Here is a 15920-nt window from a genome sequence, read left to right on the forward strand (position 1 = left end):
ATCAACTAGAGGCTTTACGCTTTGGCTGCCTCGGCTTGCTGGCAGCCGCCTTGCCTTTCCCGGCACTGCTGCGCCGCTTCTTTTTCCACGGCGCCGCCTTGCCCACCGCTGGCCCGGTAATGGTCATGCGCATCCCGCGGCAACGCTCCACCAGCTTGCCCATCCAGGCTGACTGCCGGGCGACGAACTCTTCAAGGCTCATCTCGCCGCTCTGCACCATGTCCAGCGCCTGTTCCCAGATGGCCGTGGTGCCGGGGTCGGCAATGGCGCGGGGCACGGCGTCGATCAGGCTGAAAGCGGCCGGGGTGGCGGACAGGGCCTTGCCGTTCTTCACCAGATAACCACGGTCGAGCAGGCCCTGGATGATGCTGGCTCGAGTGGCTTCGGTGCCGATGCCGGTGGTTTCCTTTAGCTTCTGTTTCAGCCTTGGGTCGTCCACCAGCTTGGCGACGTTCTTCATCGCCTTGATCAGGTCGCCTTCGGTGAACGGTTTGGGCGGCTGGGTCCACAGGTCCTTCAGTTGCAAAGCCTGCACATTGCAGTCCTGGCGCTCACGCAGGGTTGGCAGCACCTGGGCTGGCTGGGCCTCGCGGCCCTTGGCCGGGGTCAGTGCCTCGGGCAGGGCGCGGCGCCAGCCGGGCTCGACGATCTGCTTGCCGACGGCGCGCAGGGCATGGCCGGCGCAGTCGAATTCGGCCTGGGTGCGGTCGTACTCATGGTTGGGCAGGAACTGCGCCAGGTAGCGGGCACGGATCAGCGTGTAGACCGCCTTGTGCTTGGCCGGCAGGCGTGCCGGGTCGCTGGCGACTGCCGTGGGGATGATGCCGTGGTGGGCGCTGACCTTGGCGTCGTTCCAGGCGCGTGAGCGGCGCTGCGGCTCCAGGTGTGTTTGCAGCGGCGCCAGGCTGGCGTCGGCCCGTTGCAGCGCGGCGAGAATGGCTGGTGCCTCGCCGTGCTGGCTGACCGGCAGGTAGCCGCAGTCACTGCGCGGATAGGTGATCAGCTTGTGGGTTTCATACAGCGCCTGGGCGATGTCGAGGGTTTCCTGGGCGCCGAGGCCGAACTTTTTCGAGCACAGCTCCTGCAGAGTGCCGAGGTCGAAAGGCAGCGGCGCCGCCTCGCGCACGCGCTCGGTGGCGACCTTGAGTACTCGCGCGACTCTGGAATTGCTCATCTCGGCAGCGGCCTGCTGGGCCAGTGCCTGGTTGAGGCAGCGGCCTTGGTCGTCGCAGGTGTCTTCCGGTGCGCGCCACTGGGCGTTGAAAACCTGGCCCGCGCTTTCCAGTTGGACATCGATGGCCCAGAACGGTACCGGCACGAAGTCGGCGATGCTGCGGTCGCGGTCCACCACCAGGCGCAGGGTAGGGGTTTGCACCCGACCCACCGGCAGCACGCCCTGGTAGCCGGACTGGCGGCCGAGCAGGGTGAACAGCCGGCTCATGTTCATGCCGATCAGCCAGTCGGCGCGGGAGCGGCCCAGGGCCGAGTGGTACAAGTTGAAGGTTTCCTGGCCGGGCAACAGGCGCGCCAGGGCCTTGCGGATCGAAGCGTCATCCAGGGCCGACAGCCACAGGCGCTGGATCGGGCCACGGTAGCGACAGTGCTCGACCAGCTCGCGGGCGATCATTTCGCCTTCGCGGTCGGCGTCGGTGGCGATCACCAGCTCGCGGGCTTCGCCGAGCAGGCGCTTGACTGCCTTGAACTGGCTGGCGGTCTTGGGCTTGACCAGCATCTTCCACTTTTCCGGGATGATCGGCAGGTCGGCGAGGTTCCAGCGCTTGTAGCGGTCGTCGTAGCTGTCGGGCGGGGCGGTTTCCAGCAGGTGGCCGATGCACCAGGTTACGCAGACGTCGGTACCTTGCCAGCAGCCGTCGGCCTTGCGGTTGGCGCCGAGCACCTTGGCGATGTCTTTGGCCTGGGAGGGTTTTTCGCAGAGGAACAGGCGCATGGCCGGGAACGCTTCATCGGGGAATGATGGGCACTAGGATGCGCAAGCGGGGGCGCGCAGGCAAGCTTTATCTGGATGGATGTACAGGTTTTTGTCAGGTGATGTGTTGTTACCTGTGCCGGCCTCTTCACGGGACAAGTCGGATCGCGAAGAGGCCGGTGCAGGGATCAGGCGCGCGAGTCGCGCACCATGTCCACATGCGGGATGCCGGCTTCGAGGAACTCTTCGCTGACTACTCGAAAGCCCAGGCGCTCGTAGAACGGCGTGGCATGCACCTGTGCGCTGAGCATCTGCTGCTTCAGGTCACGGTTTTGCGCCTCGACGATCACCGCATTCATCAGCGCATCGCCGACCTTCAGGCCGCGCCAGTCCTTGAGCACCGAGACCCGGCCGATGGTGCCGTCTGGCAGCAGGCGGGCAGTGCCGATCGGGTAGTCGCCTTCCAGCGCCAGGAAGTGCGCGGCGCTCGGATCGTCCGAATCCCACTCCAGCTCCGGCGGTACATGCTGCTCGGCAATGAACACGGTTTCGCGGATACGGCGGATATCAGCGTTGTCCTTGTGCCAGTCTGCAAGGCGCACACGAATCTTATTCATTGGCGAATCCCAGGCTTCCTTGTTTGATCAGCTGCTGTACCAGCATAAGGCCATCTTCATCCTGCAACCACTGCTCAAGGTTGTCGATGTGTAACGCATCGGCCGAGCACACCAGCTTCAGCAGTTCGCGCAGCTTGGCCGGCAGTGGGCAGCTGCGGCCGCTGGCGAACAGCATCAGGTCGTCGCCGAGTTCGGACCAGGCCATGCGTGCGCTCGGGTTGCGGATCAGGATGGCGCCGTCTTCGAGGGCCTCGATCAGCTCGTCCTCGTCCATCTCTTCACCGACCACCTGCTCCGGGTAGCGCGGCTCGGTCATGAACTGGCCGAACCAGGTCAGCAACAGGTCCTTGTCATTGGTGTGCTTGTCGATCAGCGCCTTGAGGCGGTCGAGGGCGTCGTGCTGGATCTGGTGCGGGTCGCTGGCAGGTTGCGCGTCGGCATCGCTGTAGCGCTCTTCTTCCGGCAGGAACTGGCCGAGGAAGTCGGTGAAGTGGGTCAGCACTTCGGCGGCGCTTGGGGCGCGGAAGCCGACCGAGTAGGTCAGGCAGTTGTCCACGGCGACGCCGTAGTGGGCCAGGCGCGGTGGCAGGTAGAGCATGTCGCCCGGTTCCAGGGTCCATTCGCCGCTCTGTTCGAATTCGGCGAGGATGCGCAGGTCGGCGTGCTCCAGCAGCGGGCTGTCGCTGTTGCACATCTGGCCGACTTTCCAGTTGCGCTCGCCGTGGCCCTGCAGCAGGAACACGTCGTAATTGTCGAAGTGTGGACCGACGCTGCCACCCGGCGTGGCGAAGCTGATCATCACGTCATCGATACGCCAGCTTGGCAGGAAGCGGAAGTGCTCCAGCAGCTCGGCGACTTCCGGGACGAACTGGTCGACGGCCTGCACCAGCAGGGTCCAGTCCTGTTCCGGCAGCTCGGCAAAGGTCTCTTCGGTGAACGGGCCGCGGCGCAGTTCCCACGGGTGGGCGCCATGCTCGAGGACGATACGCGACTCGACTTCCTCTTCCAGGGCCAGGCCGGCCAGCTCGTCGGGGTCGATCGGGCTTTCGAAGTCCGGGAAGGCCTGGCGCACCAGCAGCGGCTTCTTCTGCCAATAGTCGCGCATGAATTCGCGGGCCGAGATGCCGCCGAGCAGCTGCAGTGGAGTATCAGGATTCATGTTCAACCTATTGAAAAAACGTAATTTTCGTCCGGGAATAAAAACGCCCGGCCAGGCCGGGCGTTGAACGCGACGGTCAGCTTAGATGCGTTTGGCCTGGGCTGCCGCGTTACCGATGTAAGTAGCGGGGGTCAGCTGCTTCAGTTCGGCCTTGGCGTCGGACGGCATGTCGAGGCCGTCGATGAAGGTCAGCAGCGCGTCTGGCGTGATGCCCTTGCCACGGGTCAGCTCCTTGAGCTTCTCGTAGGGGTTCTCGATGTTGAAGCGGCGCATCACGGTCTGGATCGGCTCGGCGAGGACTTCCCAGCAGGCGTCCAGGTCGGCGGCGATGCGGGCTTCGTTGACTTCCAGCTTGCCGATGCCTTTCAGGCTGGCTTCGTAGGCGATGACGCTGTGGGCAAAGCCCACGCCCAGGTTGCGCAGCACGGTGGAGTCGGTCAGGTCACGCTGCCAGCGCGAGATCGGCAGCTTGCTGGCCAGGTGCTGGAACAGTGCGTTGGCGATGCCCAGGTTGCCTTCGGAGTTTTCGAAGTCGATCGGGTTGACCTTGTGCGGCATGGTCGACGAGCCGATTTCACCGGCCACGGTCTTCTGCTTGAAGTAGCCCAGCGAGATATAGCCCCAGACGTCGCGGTCGAAGTCGATGAGGATGGTGTTGAAGCGGGCGATCGCGTCGAACAGCTCGGCGATGTAGTCGTGCGGCTCGATCTGGGTGGTGTACGGGTTGAACTGCAGGCCCAGCTCGTCTTCGATGAAGGCGCGGGCGTTCTGCTCCCAGTCGATCTGCGAGTAGGCCGACAGGTGGGCGTTGTAGTTGCCCACGGCGCCGTTGATCTTGCCCAGCAGCGGCACGGCCGCGACCTGGGCGATCTGGCGCTCCAGGCGGTACACGACGTTGGCCAGCTCTTTGCCCAGGGTGGTCGGCGAAGCCGGCTGGCCGTGGGTGCGCGACAGCATCGGCACGTCGGCGTGGGCGTGGGCCAGGGCGCGGATGGCGTCGGCGATCTGGCGCATCAGCGGCAGCAGCACGTCGTCACGGCCAGCGCGCAGCATCAGGGCGTGGGACAGGTTGTTGATGTCCTCGCTGGTGCAGGCGAAGTGGATGAACTCGCTGACCTTGGCCAGCTCAGGCAGCTTGGCGGCCTGCTCCTTGAGGAGGTATTCGATCGCCTTGACGTCGTGGTTGGTGGTGCGCTCGATTTCCTTGACGCGTTCGGCGTGCTCGAGCTTGAAGTCGGTGGCCAGGTTGTCCAGCAGGGCGTTGGCTTCGGCGGAGAACGCCGGCACTTCACCAATCTGCGGGTGGGCGGCCAGGCGCTGCAGCCAGCGCACTTCGACCAGGGCGCGGAAACGGATCAGGCCGAATTCGCTGAAAATGGGGCGCAAGGCCTGGGTTTTGCCGGCGTAACGGCCGTCTACAGGGGAAACCGCAGTGAGCGAAGAAAGCTGCATGGGGTGTTCTCGGACAGTCAGGCTTTTGGAAGGGCGCATATCATACATGAAAATTGCGCCCGGGTCGGTGTCGCCTATCAGGAAGGCGAACGCATCATGTCGTACAGTTCGTTGAGCAGCTTGCGCCGGCTGAACACCAGCTGCCAGCGATGCCCGCCCAGCTGGCGCCACAGGCGCGCGGCGCGGATGCCGGCGAGCAGCAGGGCGCGGATCTTCGAGGCGTTGCTGGCCTGCTGCAGGAAGCGCATGTCGCCGTGCACCTGGATGCGCTGGCGCAAGGTGCTCAGGGTGTCCTGGTACAAGGCTCCGCTGGAAGCGATGACATTTTCGTGAACCAGGCCGAAATGGTCGGCCTGGGACTGGATTTGTGGCAGGCGGTTGCCGATGGTGTCGAGCAGGTCGCCGCGCTTGTTCAGTTGGCGTTCCAGGCCGAGCATCGACAGGGCGTAGCGCAGCGGCTCGCGCTGCAGGCTGCTGGGGTCGCGTTCCAGGGCGCCGACCAGGGCACGATAACCGTCACGCAGGTTGAGGTCGTCGCCGCCGAACACCTCCAGGGTGTCCTTGGGGTCACGTACCAGCAGGCTGCCCAGCATGCAGCCGATGTTGGCTTCGCTGGCCTGGCCAGTGCGGGCAATACGGTCGACCAGCACGGCGGCCTGGAACACACCGCCCAGGGCAATCAGCTGCTCCTGCAGGTTGCTCATGCGCGCGGGCTCCATGGCTCGGCGGTTTCGATCACGCCGCCGCCCAGGCACACCTCACCGTCATAGAACACCACCGACTGGCCCGGGGTCACGGCGCGCTGCGGCTCGTCGAACACGGCACGGTAGCCGGTTTCGGTCAGCTCCAGGGTGCACTGCTGGTCGCTCTGGCGGTAGCGCACCTTGGCGGTCAGCTGGCGCGGGCTGCTCAGGTCGATCGGGTTGACCCAGAAGATTTCCGAGGCGAGCAGGGCGCGGGAGAACAGCCATGGGTGTTCGTTGCCCTGGCCGACCACCAGCACGTTGCGGGTCAGGTCCTTGTGCAGCACGTACCACGGCTCGTCACCGGCGTCCTTCAGGCCGCCGATGCCCAGGCCCTGGCGCTGGCCGATGGTGTGGTACATCAGGCCGTGGTGGCGGCCGATCACTTCACCTTCGGTGGTTTCGATATTGCCCGGCTGGGCCGGAAGGTATTGCTTGAGGAAGTCGCTGAAACGGCGCTCGCCGATGAAGCAGATGCCGGTGGAATCCTTCTTCTTGGCGGTGGCCAGGCCGTGTTTTTCGGCGATGGCGCGCACTTCCGGCTTTTCCAGTTCGCCGACCGGGAACAGGGTGCGGGCAATCTCTTTGCCGCCGACGGCGTGCAGGAAGTAGCTCTGGTCCTTGTTCGGGTCCAGGCCCTTGAGCAGTTCGGTCAGTTCGCCAGTGTCGCGGCGGCGCACGTAGTGCCCGGTGGCGATCAGGTCGGCACCCAGCGACAGGGCGTAGTCGAGGAACGCCTTGAACTTGATTTCGCGGTTGCAGAGGATGTCCGGGTTGGGCGTGCGGCCGGCCTTGTATTCCTCGAGGAAGTGCTCGAACACGTTGTCCCAGTATTCGGCGGCGAAGTTGGCGGTGTGCAGCTTGATGCCGATGCGGTCGCACACGGCCTGGGCGTCGGCCAGGTCTTCACGGGCGGTGCAGTATTCGGTGCCGTCGTCTTCTTCCCAGTTCTTCATGAACAGCCCTTCCACCTGGTAGCCCTGTTCCATGAGCAGAAGGGCGGAGACGGAAGAGTCCACGCCGCCGGACATGCCGACGATGACGCGGGTCTTGGCGGGGTCTTTGAGTGCTGGGCTGGTCATGGGTACCGGTGTGTATCAAGGGGGAAAAACGCCGATTCTATCAAAACCGGCGCGGCGCGTCAGTCACGCAGCAATTCGAGGCTGTGCAGCGGGCCAGCAAGGTAGTCGTCGAGGCAGCGCGGGACGAGTTCGCTGCGCCAGCGGCTCGGGTCGGCCAGCAGTTCGTCGCGGGTCAGCCACACGGCGCGGACGATGTCGTTGTCCAGCGCCAGGTCCTGGTGGTGGCGCACGGGGCGGGCGGCGAAGCAGATGCGCTGGTAGGTCACGCCGTTGCTCGGGGCGGTATAGAGATAGATGCCGACCACGCCGGTGAGCTCGACTTCCCAGGCGGTTTCTTCCAGGGTTTCGCGCAGGGCGGCCTGGGGCAGGGTCTCGTTGGGTTCGAGGTGGCCGGCGGGCTGGTTGAATACGTGCTGGTTGGCTTTGAATTCTTCGACGAAGAGGAACTTGCCCTCGTGTTCGACGATGGTGGCGACGGTGATATGGGGTTGCCAGGTCATGAACAGCTCCATCAGGGTTCGCGTTGGCCGCTAGAAATCATTTATCCAGAAAGCACAAACCCCGGTGCGTGGCCGGGGTTTGTGCTGTTACTTCAAGTGAACCTTACAGGGCGGCAATGGCGCTGTTCAGGGTCTGGCTTGGGCGCATCACCTTGGCGGTCAGCGCGGCATCCGGAGCGTAGTAGCCACCGATGTCGGCTGGCTTGCCCTGAACGGCGTTGAGCTCGGCGACGATGGTCTCCTCGTTCTCGGTCAGGGTCTTGGCCAGTGGGGCGAAGCGCGCCTGCAGGGCGGTGTCGTCGCTCTGTGCGGCCAGGGCCTGGGCCCAGTACAGGGTCAGGTAGAAGTGGCTGCCGCGGTTGTCGATACCACCGACTTTGCGCGAAGGCGACTTGTTGGTGTCGAGGAACTTGCCGGTAGCCTGGTCCAGGGTGTTGGCCAGGACCTTGGCGCGCGGGTTGTCGTAGGTGTTGCCCAGGTGCTCCAGGGAAGCGGCCAGGGCCAGGAATTCACCCAGCGAGTCCCAACGCAGGAAGTTCTCTTCCACCAGCTGTTGCACGTGCTTCGGAGCCGAACCACCGGCGCCGGTTTCGAACAGGCCACCGCCGTTCATCAGTGGCACGATCGACAGCATCTTGGCGCTGGTGCCCAGTTCCATGATCGGGAACAGGTCGGTCAGGTAGTCGCGCAGCACGTTGCCGGTCACCGAGATGGTGTCCTTGCCTTCGCGGATGCGGGCCAGGGAGAACTTGATCGCGTCGACCGGCGCCAGGACACGGATGTCCAGGCCAGCGGTGTCGTGATCCTTCAGGTACTGCTGCACCTTCTCGATCATCACGCCGTCGTGGGCGCGGGCCGGGTCCAGCCAGAACACCGCCGGGGTGTTGCTCAGGCGGGCACGGTTGACGGCCAGCTTGACCCAGTCCTGGATCGGCGCGTCTTTGGTCTGGCACATGCGGAAGATGTCACCGGCTTCGACGTTCTGTTCCAGAACGACCTTGCCCTTGCCATCGACCACACGGACAACGCCGTCGGCCTGGATCTGGAAGGTCTTGTCGTGGGAGCCGTATTCTTCGGCCTTCTGCGCCATCAGGCCGACGTTCGGCACGCTGCCCATGGTGGTCGGGTCGAAGGCGCCATTGGCCTTGCAGTCTTCGATGGTGGCCTGGTAGATACCGGCGTAGCAACGATCCGGGATGATCGCCTTGGCATCCTGCAGTTCACCGGCGGTGTTCCACATCTTGCCCGAGTCACGGATCATCGCTGGCATCGAGGCGTCGACGATGACGTCGCTCGGCACGTGCAGGTTGGTGATGCCCTTGTCAGAGTTGACCATGGCCAGCGCTGGGCGCTCGGCGTACAGGGCCTGGATGTCGGCTTCGATCTCGGCCTGCTTGTCAGCTGGCAGGTCCTTGATGCGGGCGTACAGGTCGCCGATACCGTTGTTGGCGTTGAAGCCCACTTCAGCCAGGGCTGCGGCGTGCTTGGCCAGCACGTCGTTGTAGAACTCTTCGACGATGACGCCGAACATGATCGGGTCGGAGACCTTCATCATGGTGGCTTTCAGGTGTACCGACAGCAGCACGCCGGAGGCTTTGGCATCGGCGATCTGCTCGGCGATGAAGGCTTTCAGGGCCTTGCGGCTCATGGTGGCGCAGTCGACGATTTCGGCGGCTTTGACGGCGGTCTTGGCTTTCAGCACGGTGGTGCTGCCATCTTTGCCGACCAGCTCGATGCGCAGGCTGTCGTCAGCCTCGATCAGTGCGGCTTTTTCGCTGCCGTAGAAGTCGCCGTTGTTCATGTGGGCAACGTGCGACTGCGAGTCGGCAGCCCAGGCGCCCATCTTGTGCGGGTGCTTGCGGGCGTAGTTCTTGACCGACAGCGGCGCGCGGCGGTCGGAGTTGCCTTCGCGCAGCACCGGGTTCACGGCGGAGCCCTTGATGCGGTCGTAGCGGGCGCGGGATTCTTTCTCGGCCTCGGTGGACGGCTCGTCGGCGTAGTCAGGGATGTTGAAGCCCTTGCCTTGCAGTTCCTTGATCGCGGCCTTGAGCTGCGGTACCGAGGCGCTGATGTTCGGCAGCTTGATGATGTTGGCTTCAGGAGTGGTAGCCAGCTGGCCCAGTTCCGCCAGGTGATCGCCTACTTGCTTCTCTGCGCCCAGTTGCTCCGGGAAGGCGGCAAGGATACGGCCAGCCAGGGAGATGTCGCGAGTTTCGACGGCGATGTCAGCGGAAGCGGTGAAGGCTTCGACAATCGGCAGCAGCGAGTAGGTGGCGAGGGCGGGGGCTTCGTCGGTGAAGGTATAGATGATCTTGGAACGGGTGGGCATGCGGGTTAACTCTCTGTGTGCTGAGCGTGCTCGAGTCTCGTGTTGCGCAGGGTAGGCGCATCGCCCTGGCAACGCCATGAGCGGAAAGTCGAGAGGCTGCGAGCGGTGATGGTGGATGCATCAGTCGAGCGTCAATGCTGAGCTGCGGTAACAGTCCAGACTTTTCTGGCCAGGCTTTTCGGCCGTTCATGGCCAAGGGCGGTCCGCATTTTCCTGGGATTCGCCCCGATGACCCTTCGGTCGCGGCGGAGTATACCAAACCATTCGGGCTAATCAGCAAGGCCAAGTGACATCGGTGCCATTTATAAGACCAAAGACGTAGGGGCAATGTGGTGTATTGCCGCACTGCTTGCAGGTCAGCGGATGTGGTTTAGGCTCAGTGGATCGCACGATGTCCAATCACACCCGACAGCGGAGTAGTGCAAGCATGGGATACCAGAAAATCAAGGTTCCGACCGACGGCACCAAGATCACCGTCAATGCAGACCATTCGCTCAACGTTCCTGACAACCCGATCATTCCTTATATCGAAGGCGACGGGATTGGCGTCGATGTCTCGCCGGTGATGATCAAGGTGGTCGATGCCGCCGTGCAGAAGGCCTACGGCGGCAAGCGCAAGATCGCCTGGATGGAAGTGTATGCCGGCGAGAAGGCTACCCAGGTGTATGACCAGGACACCTGGCTGCCCCAGGAGACCCTCGACGCGGTGAAAGACTATGTGGTCTCGATCAAGGGGCCGCTGACCACCCCGGTCGGCGGCGGTATCCGTTCGCTCAACGTGGCCCTGCGCCAGCAGCTCGACCTGTATGTGTGCCTGCGCCCGGTGTTGTGGTTCCAGGGCGTGCCAAGCCCGGTGAAAAAGCCCGGTGATGTCGACATGGTGATCTTCCGCGAGAACTCCGAAGACATCTATGCCGGTATCGAGTGGAAGGCCGGCTCGCCCGAAGCGAACAAGGTGATCAAGTTCCTCAAGGAGGAAATGGGCGTCACCAAGATCCGCTTCGACCAGGACTGCGGCATCGGCGTCAAGCCGGTCTCCCGCGAGGGCACCAAGCGCCTGGTGCGCAAGGCCCTGCAGTACGTGGTGGACAACGACCGCGAATCACTGACCCTGGTGCACAAGGGCAACATCATGAAGTTCACCGAAGGTGCCTTCAAGGACTGGGGCTACGAAGTGGCCCGCGACGAATTTGGCGCCGAACTGCTCGATGGCGGCCCATGGATGAAGTTCAAGAATCCGAAGACCGGCCGCGAGGTGATCGTCAAGGACGCCATCGCCGACGCCATGCTCCAGCAGATCCTGCTGCGTCCGGCCGAGTACGACGTGATTGCAACCCTCAACCTGAACGGTGACTACCTGTCCGACGCCCTGGCGGCGGAGGTAGGCGGCATCGGCATCGCGCCAGGTGCCAACCTCTCCGATACCGTGGCCATGTTCGAGGCTACCCACGGTACTGCGCCCAAGTACGCAGGGCAGGACAAGGTCAACCCGGGCTCGGTGATCCTCTCGGCAGAGATGATGCTCCGGCACATGGGCTGGACCGAGGCGGCCGACCTGATCATCAAGGGCACCAATGGCGCGATTGCGGCCAAGACCGTGACCTACGACTTCGAGCGCTTGATGGATGGCGCTACGTTGGTGGGCAGTTCGGGCTTTGGCGATGCGATGATCAAACATATGTAAGGCAATAGAAAACCGGCCGCCTCTACTTAAAGAAGCGGCCGGTTTTTTCGTATACCGGCAGAGAGCGGAGTGGTCAGGCTGGAGCGGGTTCGCCCTCGGACTGGCCGACAGGCTTGGCTGCAGCCGCTGCGGCATCTTTAATCTTGACCGCATGCAGGCCTTTGGGGCCTTGAACGATGTCGAAAATCACGGACTGGCCCGCCTTGAGCGTCTTGTATCCGTCCATCTCGATCGCCGAATAATGGGCGAACAGATCTTCGGTTTTACCCTCCTCATTGACGAATCCGTAGCCCTTGGCATTGTTGAACCACTTGACTTTACCGCTTGCCATCCCTATGTCCCTCTGCAAAGGACTCCATCACTGGAGTATCATCCACTTCATCCGCATACGAACCATGCGAAAAATCTGGTTGACTGCGCGGATCTTTATCGACCACGGTGGGTTCTTATTGGTTGTAACACCGTTTTGCCGATAGTCAAGGTCAGGTGGCGCGTGCGCCAGCGGCCGCAATTGCAGTCAACCCACAACCTTAACCTGACGCTCATGATGAAATTCTTTCCATGCATGCACCCAGTGAGATTCGACTAACATTCAATCAGGATCGCCCGCAAACGAACGAGGACGACGGCTCAGGTCTTGCCGTTCAGGAAGCCAAGCCGATCCTGCAGGCGCCACCGATGTACAAGGTGGTTTTGTTCAACGATGACTACACGCCGATGGATTTCGTCGTCGAAGTGCTCGAAACGTTCTTCAGTCTGAACCGCGAGCTGGCGACCAAGATCATGCTGACCGTCCATACCGAAGGGCGGGCAGTGTGCGGATTGTTTACCCGTGACATCGCCGAAACAAAGGCCATGCAGGTCAACCAATACGCCAGGGAAAGCCAGCATCCGCTACTCTGTGAAATCGAGAAGGACGGTTAATCGCCGACCACTTGGGTATGAGGTGAAGCTATGTTAAACCGCGAGCTCGAAGTCACCCTCAATCTTGCCTTCAAGGAGGCTCGTTCGAAACGTCATGAATTCATGACCGTCGAACATCTGCTGCTGGCACTCCTTGACAATGAGGCTGCTGCGACCGTTCTGCGCGCCTGTGGCGCCAATCTCGACAAACTCAAGCACGACCTGCAAGAGTTCATCGACTCCACTACACCCCTGATCCCCGTCAACGACGAAGACCGCGAAACCCAGCCGACCCTGGGCTTCCAGCGTGTACTGCAACGTGCCGTGTTCCATGTGCAGAGTTCCGGCAAGCGCGAAGTCACCGGCGCCAATGTGCTGGTGGCGATCTTCAGCGAACAGGAAAGCCAGGCCGTGTTCCTGCTCAAACAGCAGAGCGTGGCCCGTATCGACGTGGTCAACTACATCGCCCACGGCATCTCCAAGGTGCCAGGCCATGGTTCGCATTCCGAAAGCGACCAGGAAATGCAGGACGAAGAAGGTGGCGAAACCTCCTCTTCGAGCAACCCTCTGGACGCCTACGCCAGCAACCTGAACGAGCTGGCCCGTGCCGGCCGCATCGACCCCCTGGTGGGGCGCGAGCAGGAAGTCGAGCGCGTGGCGCAGATTCTGGCCCGCCGGCGCAAGAACAACCCGCTGCTGGTCGGTGAGGCAGGCGTCGGCAAGACCGCCATCGCCGAAGGCCTGGCCAAGCGTATCGTGGACGGTCAGGTGCCTGACCTGCTGGCGCAGAGCGTGGTCTATTCGCTGGACCTCGGTGCGCTGCTGGCCGGTACCAAGTACCGGGGGGATTTCGAAAAGCGCTTCAAGGCGCTGCTCGGTGAGCTGAAGAAGCGCCCGCAAGCGATTCTGTTCATCGACGAGATCCACACCATCATCGGTGCCGGCGCGGCGTCGGGTGGGGTGATGGATGCGTCCAACCTGCTCAAGCCACTGCTGTCGTCCGGTGAGATCCGCTGCATCGGTTCGACCACCTTCCAGGAATTCCGCGGCATCTTCGAGAAGGACCGCGCCCTGGCGCGGCGCTTCCAGAAGGTCGATGTCAGCGAGCCTTCGGTGGAAGACACCGTCGGCATCCTGCGTGGCCTGAAAGGCCGCTTCGAGAGCCACCACAACATCGAGTACAGCGACGAAGCCCTGCGCGCCGCCGCCGAACTGGCCTCGCGCTACATCAATGACCGGCACATGCCGGACAAGGCCATCGACGTGATCGACGAGGCGGGTGCCTATCAGCGCCTGCAGCCCGAAGCCAATCGGGTCAAGCGCATCGATGTGCCGCAGGTCGAGGACATTGTCGCCAAGATCGCGCGGATTCCGCCGAAGCATGTCACCAGTTCCGACAAAGAGCTGCTGCGTAACCTCGAGCGCGACCTGAAACTGACCGTGTTCGGCCAGGATCAGGCCATAGACTCGCTGGCCACCGCCATCAAACTGTCCCGGGCCGGCCTCAAGTCGCCGGACAAACCGGTCGGTTCTTTCCTGTTCGCCGGCCCGACCGGTGTGGGCAAGACCGAAGCGGCGCGGCAGCTGGCTAAGGCGTTGGGCGTAGAGCTGGTACGCTTCGACATGTCCGAGTACATGGAGCGTCACACCGTGTCGCGCCTGATCGGTGCGCCGCCTGGCTACGTTGGTTTCGACCAGGGTGGCCTGCTGACCGAAGCCATCACCAAGCAACCGCACTGCGTGCTGCTGCTCGACGAAATCGAGAAGGCTCACCCGGAAGTCTTCAACCTGCTGCTGCAGGTGATGGACCACGGTACCCTGACCGACAACAACGGGCGCAAGGCCGACTTCCGTAACGTGATCCTGATCATGACCACCAACGCCGGTGCCGAAACCGCCGCGCGGGCCTCGATCGGCTTCACCCATCAGGACCACGCGTCCGATGCCATGGAAGTCATCCGCAAGAGCTTCACGCCGGAGTTCCGCAACCGTCTGGACACCATCATCCAGTTTGGCCGCCTGAGCACCGAGACGATCAAGAGCATCGTCGACAAGTTCCTCATCGAACTGCAGGCGCAGCTGGAAGACAAGCGTGTGCTGCTGGAAGTCAGCGATGCCGCCCGCGGCTGGCTGGCGGTTTCCGGCTATGACGTGCAGATGGGGGCACGGCCGATGGCACGGCTTATCCAGGACAAGATCAAGCGGCCGCTGGCCGAGGAGATTTTGTTTGGCGAGCTGGCCGAGCACGGTGGCGTGGTGCACGTCGACCTGCGCGATGGCGAACTGGTGTTCGACTTCGAGACCACGGCTGAGGTTGCGTGACAGTGGGGCCGCTTTGCGGCCCATCGCGAGCTACGCTCGCTCCTACAGGAGATGCGTAACCCTGTAGGAGCGAGCTTAGCTCGCGATGGGCTGCAAAGCAGCCCCATACAACCTGACAGGCACAAAAAAGCCCGGTACATGGCCGGGCTTTTTCATGGCTAGAGCTTAGCGCGCACGGTAAGTGATGCGGCCCTTGCTCAGGTCGTAAGGCGTCAGTTCGACGCGGACCTTGTCGCCAGTGAGAATACGGATGTAGTTCTTGCGCATCTTTCCGGAGATGTGCGCGGTTACGACGTGCCCGTTTTCCAACTCCACGCGGAACATGGTGTTGGGCAGGGTGTCGACGACAGTACCTTCCATTTCGAAGCTGTCTTCTTTCGACATGCAGTAGAGCCCTCGGATCCAGTGTTGGCCCGACGCATAACCGCACCGGGCAAAAAAGTGGCGTGGATTATGCCCGAAAACTGTGTGTCAAGCCAATGCTTTCAGTTGAGGGTGACCCAGCGCTGGTTTATCAACAACTCGATAGGCCGATACTGCGTCTTGTAGTTCATTTTCTTGCAGTTCTTGATCCAGTAACCCAGGTACACCGCCTCCAGGTCCTGGCGCAGGGCTTCGGTGATCTGCCAGAGGATGGCAAAGCGCCCGAGGCTGCGGCGTTCTTCTTCAGGCTCGTAGAAGGTGTACACCGCCGAAAGGCCGTTGGGCAGCAGGTCGCAGACGGCGACTGCCAGCAGCCGGCCTTCCAGGCGGAACTCGTAGAACCAGCAGAACGGCAGGTCGCGGACCAGGAAGGTGGAAAACTGGTCGCGGCTCGGCGGGTACATGTCGCCATCGGCGTGACGGGTTTCGATGTAGCGCCGGTACAGGTCGAAATACTCTTCCTTGAACGCCGGGCGGGCCGCCGTCACGGTCAGGTCGGCGTTGCGCTTGAGGATGCGCCGCTGCTGGCGGTTGGGAATGAAGCGCGCGGCGGGAATGCGCGCCGGTACGCAGGCATTGCAGTTCTGGCAATGCGGGCGGTACAGGTGGTCGCCACTGCGGCGAAAGCCCATTTCCGACAGGTCGGCATACACATGCACGTCCATCGGCTGGCTGGGGTCGAGGAACAGCGTGGTGGCCTGTTCGTCCGGCAGGTAGCTGCAGGAGTGGGGTTGAGTGGCATAGAACTTCAACCGCGCCAACTCTGTCATGATCAACCC

At 62.8% G+C, this 15920-nt stretch carries 14 protein-coding genes; 3 read left to right on the forward strand and 11 right to left on the reverse strand.

All coding sequences use genetic code 11. The features are described from left to right. Position 1: 1 nt before the first annotated feature. The 8 genes from C2H86_RS21210 to C2H86_RS21245 form a co-directional block, all read right to left on the reverse strand. Positions 2–1948, reverse strand: a complete 1947-nt coding sequence (locus C2H86_RS21210; protein WP_159409677.1) for a DNA topoisomerase III — start codon at positions 1946–1948, stop codon at positions 2–4. A 167-nt stretch (positions 1949–2115) separates the two neighbouring features. Further along, the gene (locus C2H86_RS21215; protein ID WP_159409678.1) at positions 2116–2544 is read right to left on the reverse strand and encodes a GNAT family N-acetyltransferase; all 429 of its coding nucleotides are present in this window, start codon (positions 2542–2544) and stop codon (positions 2116–2118) included. Then, positions 2537–3703, reverse strand: a complete 1167-nt coding sequence (locus C2H86_RS21220; protein ID WP_159409679.1) for a cupin domain-containing protein — start codon at positions 3701–3703, stop codon at positions 2537–2539. Before C2H86_RS21220 ends, C2H86_RS21215 begins: the two co-directional genes overlap by 8 nt. A gap of 81 nt (positions 3704–3784) precedes the next feature. Beyond that, positions 3785–5155, reverse strand: coding sequence for an adenylosuccinate lyase (gene purB, locus C2H86_RS21225; RefSeq protein WP_159409680.1), 1371 nt, complete (start codon positions 5153–5155; stop codon positions 3785–3787). Between the two features lie 77 nt (positions 5156–5232). Then, a complete protein-coding gene (gene hflD, locus C2H86_RS21230; protein ID WP_027919723.1) occupies positions 5233–5859 on the reverse strand; it encodes a high frequency lysogenization protein HflD in 627 nt (208 codons plus the stop codon). Then, a complete protein-coding gene (mnmA, locus tag C2H86_RS21235; RefSeq protein WP_159409681.1) occupies positions 5856–6980 on the reverse strand; it encodes a tRNA 2-thiouridine(34) synthase MnmA in 1125 nt (374 codons plus the stop codon). The genes hflD and mnmA overlap by 4 nt, the downstream gene beginning before the upstream one ends. A gap of 59 nt (positions 6981–7039) precedes the next feature. Beyond that, the gene (locus tag C2H86_RS21240) at positions 7040–7480 is read right to left on the reverse strand and encodes an NUDIX hydrolase (protein ID WP_159409682.1); all 441 of its coding nucleotides are present in this window, start codon (positions 7478–7480) and stop codon (positions 7040–7042) included. 103 nt (positions 7481–7583) lie between these two features. After that, positions 7584–9809 carry an NADP-dependent isocitrate dehydrogenase gene (locus C2H86_RS21245; protein WP_159409683.1) on the reverse strand — a complete coding sequence of 742 codons (2226 nt, stop codon included), beginning with the start codon at positions 9807–9809 and terminating at the stop codon, positions 7584–7586. A gap of 427 nt (positions 9810–10236) precedes the next feature. On the opposite strand from C2H86_RS21245, the gene icd reads away from it, so the two are divergent. Further along, positions 10237–11493, forward strand: a complete 1257-nt coding sequence (gene icd / locus C2H86_RS21250; protein ID WP_159409684.1) for an NADP-dependent isocitrate dehydrogenase — start codon at positions 10237–10239, stop codon at positions 11491–11493. A gap of 73 nt (positions 11494–11566) precedes the next feature. Here the strand turns inward: icd and cspD are convergent, their stop codons facing one another. Further along, positions 11567–11824: a cold shock domain-containing protein CspD gene (gene cspD / locus C2H86_RS21255; protein ID WP_159409685.1), complete on the reverse strand. Its 258-nt coding sequence runs from the start codon at positions 11822–11824 to the stop codon at positions 11567–11569. Between the two features lie 230 nt (positions 11825–12054). Between cspD and clpS the strand changes: the two genes are divergently transcribed. Then, complete coding sequence (clpS, locus tag C2H86_RS21260; protein WP_016488124.1) at positions 12055–12417, forward strand: ATP-dependent Clp protease adapter ClpS; 363 nt, start codon at positions 12055–12057, stop codon at positions 12415–12417. Positions 12418–12447: 30 nt separating this feature from the next. Further along, a complete protein-coding gene (gene clpA / locus C2H86_RS21265; protein ID WP_152955990.1) occupies positions 12448–14718 on the forward strand; it encodes an ATP-dependent Clp protease ATP-binding subunit ClpA in 2271 nt (756 codons plus the stop codon). A gap of 165 nt (positions 14719–14883) precedes the next feature. Here clpA and infA read toward each other — a convergent pair whose 3' ends face one another. Both infA and C2H86_RS21275 read right to left on the reverse strand, forming a co-directional pair. After that, on the reverse strand, positions 14884–15102 hold the full coding sequence (gene infA / locus C2H86_RS21270) for a translation initiation factor IF-1 (protein ID WP_002553999.1): 219 nt from the start codon (positions 15100–15102) through the stop codon (positions 14884–14886). A 101-nt stretch (positions 15103–15203) separates the two neighbouring features. Beyond that, a complete protein-coding gene (locus tag C2H86_RS21275; protein ID WP_054886817.1) occupies positions 15204–15911 on the reverse strand; it encodes an arginyltransferase in 708 nt (235 codons plus the stop codon). Between the last annotated feature and the right edge of the window lie 9 nt (positions 15912–15920).

This window comes from Pseudomonas putida (genome assembly GCF_009883635.2).
GTDB lineage: Bacteria > Pseudomonadota > Gammaproteobacteria > Pseudomonadales > Pseudomonadaceae > Aquipseudomonas > Aquipseudomonas putida_W.

What these genes read in the sequence shown, in the direction of transcription:
- C2H86_RS21245 (WP_159409683.1), bottom strand. Translation starts at nt 9,809, where the DNA reads ATGCCCACCCGTTCCAAGATCATCTATACCTTCACCGACGAAGCCCCC.
- C2H86_RS21215 (WP_159409678.1), bottom strand. Translation starts at nt 2,544, where the DNA reads ATGAATAAGATTCGTGTGCGCCTTGCAGACTGGCACAAGGACAACGCT.
- C2H86_RS21220 (WP_159409679.1), bottom strand. Translation starts at nt 3,703, where the DNA reads ATGAATCCTGATACTCCACTGCAGCTGCTCGGCGGCATCTCGGCCCGC.
- C2H86_RS21275 (WP_054886817.1), bottom strand. Translation starts at nt 15,911, where the DNA reads ATGACAGAGTTGGCGCGGTTGAAGTTCTATGCCACTCAACCCCACTCC.
- icd (WP_159409684.1), top strand. Translation starts at nt 10,237, where the DNA reads ATGGGATACCAGAAAATCAAGGTTCCGACCGACGGCACCAAGATCACC.
- clpS (WP_016488124.1), top strand. Translation starts at nt 12,055, where the DNA reads ATGCATGCACCCAGTGAGATTCGACTAACATTCAATCAGGATCGCCCG.
- purB (WP_159409680.1), bottom strand. Translation starts at nt 5,155, where the DNA reads ATGCAGCTTTCTTCGCTCACTGCGGTTTCCCCTGTAGACGGCCGTTAC.
- clpA (WP_152955990.1), top strand. Translation starts at nt 12,448, where the DNA reads ATGTTAAACCGCGAGCTCGAAGTCACCCTCAATCTTGCCTTCAAGGAG.
- hflD (WP_027919723.1), bottom strand. Translation starts at nt 5,859, where the DNA reads ATGAGCAACCTGCAGGAGCAGCTGATTGCCCTGGGCGGTGTGTTCCAG.
- cspD (WP_159409685.1), bottom strand. Translation starts at nt 11,824, where the DNA reads ATGGCAAGCGGTAAAGTCAAGTGGTTCAACAATGCCAAGGGCTACGGA.
- C2H86_RS21240 (WP_159409682.1), bottom strand. Translation starts at nt 7,480, where the DNA reads ATGACCTGGCAACCCCATATCACCGTCGCCACCATCGTCGAACACGAG.
- infA (WP_002553999.1), bottom strand. Translation starts at nt 15,102, where the DNA reads ATGTCGAAAGAAGACAGCTTCGAAATGGAAGGTACTGTCGTCGACACC.
- mnmA (WP_159409681.1), bottom strand. Translation starts at nt 6,980, where the DNA reads ATGACCAGCCCAGCACTCAAAGACCCCGCCAAGACCCGCGTCATCGTC.
- C2H86_RS21210 (WP_159409677.1), bottom strand. Translation starts at nt 1,948, where the DNA reads ATGCGCCTGTTCCTCTGCGAAAAACCCTCCCAGGCCAAAGACATCGCC.